We start from the raw sequence: 6,600 nt of genomic DNA, 5'->3' as shown, positions 1-6,600 counted from the left end.
TGGGGCTGGCGGGGATGGCGCCCGGTGCGGGCACGGCGGTTCAGCATCCGGGTCACAAGGTGTATCCGTATCTGCTGCGTGGCGTGGCCATCGTGCGGCCGAACCACGTCTGGAGTACAGACATCACTTATATCAGGCTCGCCCGCGGCTTTGCGTACCTGGTGGCGATCATCGACTGGTACTCGCGGCGCGTGCTGGCCTGGCGCATCAGCAACAGCATGGACGCATCATTTTGCGTGGACTACCTGGAAGAGGCGTTGATCGATCACGGCAAGCCTGAGATCTTCAACACCGACCAGGGCAGTCAGTTCACAAGTGTGGCGTTCACGGCCGTCTTAAAGCGTGCCGGTGTTGACATCAGCATGGACGGACGGGGCCGTGCGTTGGACAACATCTTCGTTGAGCGCTTGTGGCGCAACGTCAAGTATGAGGACGTGTACTTGAACGGCTACGCGACGATGGGCGATCTGCACGAGGGACTGACGCGGTATTTCGCCTTTTACAATGGCGACCGGCCACACCAGGCATTGAACTATCTGACACCTGACAGGGTGTATGCAAGTGGCGCAGGTGGTGGCGCGATGATTATCGACAAATACGGCAGCGTGTCTGCGCCCGAAGAAGATGCAAGCAGTGCTGAAGAGCATGAGGCGCTTCCCCAAACCCCGCCCTGCCGGGAGCCGACCGCAGTGATTCCCACGTTCACGGGAGGGTGAGATTGAGCAAGACAGGGCAGCGCTGATCCGCTGCATGCAGGGTCAAGACCATAGCTTAAATTAGCGTGAAAGAGTGGGGCCATCAGGGCGAGCGCAGCCTTGGTCATTCGCTGACCAAGTCGATTCCTCCACGATAACGTCACGCGCTGGCGGGGCTGATGAAGCCGAATTTGGTCAAGGCCTTGATCCAGCGTGGAGCGTTGCGTCGTACTGCGATCGCTTCGTAGTCGACGATGCGATCCCTGTAATGTTCGCGTCGTTCGAGCATAAAGAAGATGGTGCGCAAGATGCCATGGGCGATGGCGACGATGCTGCGTTTGTAGCCTCGCCGGAGCATGAGTGATTCAAATTTCGGTTTGAAGACGCACTGTGTCCGGCAAGCGGCGTGAGCGAATTCGCACAGCAGCCGGCGGACATACGGATTGCCTTTTCGCACCTTGCCCGGTTTGCGCTTGCCGGCTGACTCGTGATTGCTGGGGCAAATGCCGATCCACGAGGCAAGCCGGTCGGCGCTGCCGAATGCCTGCATGTCCGATCCGATCTCGACGAGCAGCATGGCCGCGCCGATCAGGTTGATGCCGGGGATGGTCTGCAGTATCGCCAACGTGTTGTGCTCGTCTTGCAGATGCGTGAGCAGGTACGTGTCGAAGCGTTCGATGCGCGTTTCCAGTTCTTCGAGATGGGCCATCGTTTCAGCGAGCACGAAGCGATGCGCGTCCGTCAGCTCGCCTTGCAAGGCGTCAAACAAGGTCTCGCGGCTGGCCTTGAGGCGGCGGCTGCCCTGGTCGAGCACTTCCTGAACCGACCGGTCATCGATGATGGCCTTAACCATGGCGCGTGCTGACTGTCCATGCAGGTCGCTGACGACGACACCGAGGCGGACACCGCCATCGGTGAGGATCTTGTGCAGCCGGTTCTTTTCACCGACGAGCTGGCTGACAAGTTTTTGCCGCTGCCGTGCCACCAGGCGTAGGCCGCGCAGCTTCGCCGGCGGAATGAACGAGCCGCGCAACAAGCCGGCACGCGCCAGGGTGGCGAGCCTGTGGGCATCGCCGACGTCGGTCTTGCGTCCCGGTACGTTCTTGACGTGACGGGCGTTGACGACGAGCGCACGGATGTCGACCGCTTCGAGCGCCGCGTACGGGCTCTTCCAGTAGATGCCCGTGCTTTCCATCACCACCTGATCAGGCTTGAGGGCGGCGGCCCACGCGGCCAGCTCGCGCCGGTCGCGCTTGAAACCGCCGAATTGGCGCTGTTCGATCCGGGTTGCTCCGTCCGCCTCTTCGATGAGCGCGCAGGCCGTGATCTGAGCCTGATGCACATCGAGGCCGATTACGCGCTTGTACATCGTCACCAGTTCCATGACTCCTCCTGTTGAAGAAGACGAGAAAGGGAAGGTGACGGACGCTGTGACTGAATTTTCCTGAAGGCGAGAAGTCGCCGACGGACCATTTAGCGTGCGCCCTCGAGGGTGCAACATAGGGTACGAATCAGCACGGCGGGTCACGTTGGGTGCGGGGTCGAGCCGCCAAATTTAAATGACGACCTCTATCCGTCACCTTCCGCTGTTAATTCTCTTTCATTTTCAAGGGTGGCGCCAGCGTCATGATCGTTGAGGCAAAAACTGTCTTGACGGATGGGTCCACTTTAGACCAATCGCCCCGTATAAGGAGCGATTGAGTATGGCAGGTAGCGCTTCAGGCATGGCTCTCGCCACGCCTGAGGGGCATGTTTAGCGCATTTAGTCGACCAATTTGCTCGCCAGAGCCACAACGCGGGCGCCGTCAAGATGCAAGGCGGCAACAACTGCGCGGCCATATCCGGCATCGGCTTTCTGGAAATACGACGTCATCGTGTATTTCACGCCTTCGTCCTTGACTTGACCGAGGTCGCCAGCCAGATTGCTGACCAGGTTGGCCTGCTCCTTCGCGCTCAAAGAACGGTAAAAGTCCCCTGCCTGCTTGAAGTTCTGGGTCTTGAGGGTGCGGCTCTGCTGCGTGGTACCGGTCAAAGGCAACGCGCTGTACTTGTACTGCGCGTCTGCGGCCAGCGCCACATGCTCGCTCGGCTCGTAGTTGACATTGCCCTTGTGGCTGCCGGAATTCTGGGCGCCGTACTGGTTGTTGTTCGCCACTACGTTGCGCGCACGATTGATCGGCAATTGCAAGCCGTTGGTGCCGATCCGGTGCAATTGCGTGTCAGCGTAAGAGAACAAGCGGCCTTGCAGCAGCTTGTCTTCCGATGGCTCGATGCCGGGCACCAGGTTGGACGGCGCCAGTGCCGACTGCTCCGTTTCGAGGAACACGTCGTCCGGATTCCTGTTCAGCTGCATGCTGCCGATTTTGGTTTCCGGCACGTTCGGCCAGATTTTCGTGGCGTCCAGGCCATCGAAATCGAGGCTGGCCAGTTGCGCCGGTGTGAGCACTTGGATATACAGGTCCCACTGCGGGAACTTGCCTTGCTTGATGGCGCCGATCAGATCATGCGTCAAGTGGTTGAAATTGACTGCCTGAATGGCGGACGCCTGTTTCGACGTCAGCGTTTTCTGGCCCTGCAGGCTCTTCCAGTGAAACTTCACGTAATGGATCTGGCCTTGCGTGTTGACGAATTTGTAGGCGTGCACACTGTTGCCATCCATTTCGCGATAACTCGTTGGCGTACCGTAGTCCGAGTACACGCGCGTCAGCATGTGGGTCGCTTCCGGCTGGTGCGAGAAGAAGTCGAAGAAGCGGTTCGGATCTTGAAGGTTGGTGTCCGGTGCCGGCTTCAGGGAATGCACCATGTCCGGGAACTTGATCGCGTCGCGGATAAAGAACACGGGCAAATTGTTGCCAACCAAGTCCCAGTTACCTTCCGTTGTATAAAACTTCACGCCAAAGCCGCGCGGATCGCGCAAGGTTTCTGGTGAATGGTTGCCATGAATGACGCTTGAAAAGCGCACGAACACGGGCGTCTCGATACCCGGCTTGAAAACGACGGCGCGGGTCAGGTCAGACACATCCTTGCTCGCGGTAAACACGCCATACGCGCCGGTGCCGCGTGCATGCACTACGCGCTCAGGGATGCGCTCGCGGTCAAAACGTTGCAGTTTCTGGATCAATTGCACGTCTTGCAGCAATACGGGGCCATTGGCACCGGCCGTCTGCGAGTTTTGGTTGTCACCGACCGGCGCGCCGTTGTCGCGCGTGAACGTGGTTTGGGCCATACTTGCGCCGCTGACCGACAGCAGTGCCAGCAAAGAAAATTGAACGGACTTTGGATACAGAGACATTTTTGAATTCCTGAACACTTGTGAGAGGCGTTTATTGTAGCTCTGCGGAATTATTTGCATACTTAATTAAAACTATGAAATCGATAGTTTTCCACATTAAACTCGGGCGTGATCCATCAGCAGTCCGTCCATACTGCAGCGGTGAATTCGGACTGAATCCCGATTCGTCGAAATACAGCAGATCGCATTGCCCCGCCTGCGCCATGCCCTCCAACGACGCGACGATGCCCTTGGGACGTTCAAACGCGGCGCCATCGCGCAGGTCGCAGAAGTGGGCAGCGACGGTAGCGACGTCCTTCGCGGCGTCGAGAATGCGCTCGATTTCAGGATCGGTAATGAAGGCGGGGGCGGATCGCGCGGCTCCAGCGTGCGCGTAATTTCTTTGTCCGGCGTGGTTAGTGTAATCGCTGCGAAGGCCAGCCCCTTTTGCGCCATCGGGGCAATCAGGTCGCTATCAGCACATCCAATAATTCACGCGTGATGCGGTAGTCGCGTTCGCAAGGCTGGTAGGCATCCGTGTTGATGCCAATCGCGATATTCTCAGGCAGTCGCCGGCGTTCACCTTAGCGAAAATTCGGGTTTCTAAGTCAAGGCCCGGCGACAGACCGAGATCGCTGTGCGGCGGCCGAGCAACTGTGCAGCCAGCCGCCGTCGAACCCTTTGCGGGGCTTGGGTGATTTCAGAGGCAGCATGACCTGCCATTCAGCCTCATTGAGTTTGTCCTGGTCGCTGTTGGCCACGAGTCGCCTCTCGGTACTGTGCACGCATACAGTATCTTGCCTTGCCGTCTGGAACAGTTCATGCGCGGTTTGCTACAGGGTTTGCTATCGAGTGCAGTTGCCCGGCCGGCCGCACATCAGATTCCACAACGCGACCCAGCGGCTGTCGGGGATTGACGCGCCCTGCACTTTCGGTTCGGCAGTCGAGTAGCCGTACGACGTCACGCCGACCAGCCGATTGGCGCCGGCGTTGGTGCCGGTGCCGCCGCCCTGGGAGGGGACCTGGAAGTTCTGCACCCACGGCCCGCCGCTCGAGCCGCCGCCGGCGTCGGAGCCGTATTCGACGTTGTTCGGAATGCTTGCCGCGAAACTGTTGCTGGTCACGGCCTGCAGCTTGCCGCAGTCGTCCAGGTTGCACGGGTAACCCAGTTTCGACGTGTGGTTCGGCATCAAGCTTTGGATCTGCCAGCCGAGCCAGCCGGTGACGTAACCGAGCTTGGTCGGTTTCGCGTTCGGGAACATAGGCTGGTCGGCAAATTCGATCATGGCGTAATCGGCGGCGTTGGGCACGAAGCCGCCGCCGTTGGCCCAGGTCGGGGGCAAGCTCACCATGCGCCAGGTCTACGCCTTGAATGGCGCGTTGCCATCGCGGTATGACGGCACGAAGACCCAATTGTCGTAAAAGCCGGCGGCGGTGCCGCTGTGCACGCAATGGCCGGCGGTGGCCACCACGCGGCGCTGGATCACCGAGGCCGAGCACAGGTAGGGCAGGCCATTGACCGAAAAAAACAGGACGCCGACAGTGCGGTATGGATAGGCGCGGTCAGCCGAGTACGCCGCCGCGGCGCCATCGAACATCGGGAATACGCGGGTACTGGTGTAGTAGGCGCCGAAGCTGCCGACCGCGCTGGGGTTGACGGCAGAAGGGAAGGCGAAAGCGGAAGCTGCCGGGGGCGCTGCGGCAGGCCAGAACAGCTGCTGGCCGGCGTATCCCGGCGGTTCGGTGGGCGGCTGGCCGTCGGTGGCGGCCGGGCGCCCGGCAGCAACCGGCGCTGCCGGCGGCTGCAGCTCGCGCCGGGTGTCCGGCGCGGACAGCGGCGTTGTTGGTGCGGTGGACGGGGAACTACCGGCAGATGGTAGCGGCGCCAACGGCGCCGCGGCGTGCAACCGGCAGGCAGACTGATCATTGTCAATCCGGCAGCGCGTTTATGTGCTGAATGCAATGTAAATAGGAAATGTCAGGCGGCGGTGGCAGGTGGCCGGGCTGGAGACGGCACGTAGCCGGCCTGTTGCGCCACGAAGCCGTCGAAGGCGCCCAGCAGGCGCTCGCAAAACGCCTCACTGGCGCCCAGCCGCCGCAGCGCGTACGCGGCCGCTTCGAGCGTGGACAGCTGGTCTGGCGCGTGCGCCTTGCGGATGCGGTAATGCGACTGCGGCATGGCATGCAGCGCCAGCCGCGGCAGCGATTGCAACTGGGGATTGAGGTGCAGCATCTTGCGGCTCTTGCGCCAGGTGCCGTCGAGCACGACGAGGCGCAGCGCGGACCAGTTTGCCGGGGTAGCGAGCTTGGCTGGATCGAACGCGGGCGCCTCAATTCCTGCCGGGTACAGCAGCAACGGCGTGCGGCCGCCTTCATGCAGCAGCGCGTGCAGCGCAGCCGGGGCGAATGCTTCGCCAGCCACCAGCACACTGCCCGGCAGGCACAGGTGAAGCAGCCGGGCGCTGCCCTTGGCGTTGGCCACTTCGAGCCGATGTTGCAGGATCAGCAGCTCGACCTCGCTGGCGAGCGGCGCAATCCACCGGCAGATGCAGGTCGGCCGGGGTCGCAGGCAAGTGGCGCAGGTGGCGCGGCGGGACGATGGAATGCTCATCGGCGCAGCATAAGCGCTGGCGG

Annotated in this window: 6 protein-coding genes; 1 reads left to right on the top strand and 5 read right to left on the bottom strand. The window is 61.1% G+C overall.

Annotated features, from left to right (window positions below):
* The coding region (locus tag CR103_RS19595; protein ID WP_229443669.1) for an IS3 family transposase at positions 1-716 on the top strand (716 nt) is incomplete at its 5' end.
* A 139-nt stretch (positions 717-855) separates the two neighbouring features.
* Here CR103_RS19595 and CR103_RS19590 read toward each other — a convergent pair.
* The 5 genes from CR103_RS19590 to CR103_RS19570 form a co-directional block, all read right to left on the bottom strand.
* A complete protein-coding gene (locus CR103_RS19590) occupies positions 856-2,079 on the bottom strand; it encodes an IS110 family RNA-guided transposase (protein ID WP_099917607.1) in 1,224 nt (407 codons plus the stop codon).
* A gap of 378 nt (positions 2,080-2,457) precedes the next feature.
* Positions 2,458-3,987: a catalase gene (locus CR103_RS19585; protein WP_099917606.1), complete on the bottom strand. Its 1,530-nt coding sequence runs from the start codon at positions 3,985-3,987 to the stop codon at positions 2,458-2,460.
* Between the two features lie 824 nt (positions 3,988-4,811).
* A complete protein-coding gene (locus CR103_RS19580; protein ID WP_099917605.1) occupies positions 4,812-5,318 on the bottom strand; it encodes a hypothetical protein in 507 nt (168 codons plus the stop codon).
* Positions 5,319-5,327: 9 nt separating this feature from the next.
* Positions 5,328-5,855 (bottom strand): trypsin-like serine peptidase, encoded by a 528-nt coding sequence (locus CR103_RS19575; protein WP_143752680.1) that lies wholly within the window; start codon positions 5,853-5,855, stop codon positions 5,328-5,330.
* A gap of 89 nt (positions 5,856-5,944) precedes the next feature.
* Complete coding sequence (locus CR103_RS19570; protein ID WP_099917603.1) at positions 5,945-6,577, bottom strand: tRNA-uridine aminocarboxypropyltransferase; 633 nt, start codon at positions 6,575-6,577, stop codon at positions 5,945-5,947.
* Positions 6,578-6,600 lie beyond the last annotated feature (23 nt).

It is taken from the genome of Massilia psychrophila (genome assembly GCF_002760665.1).
Lineage (GTDB): Bacteria > Pseudomonadota > Gammaproteobacteria > Burkholderiales > Burkholderiaceae_D > JAFCUW01.
This window is presented reverse-complemented; position numbering and strand designations above follow the sequence as displayed.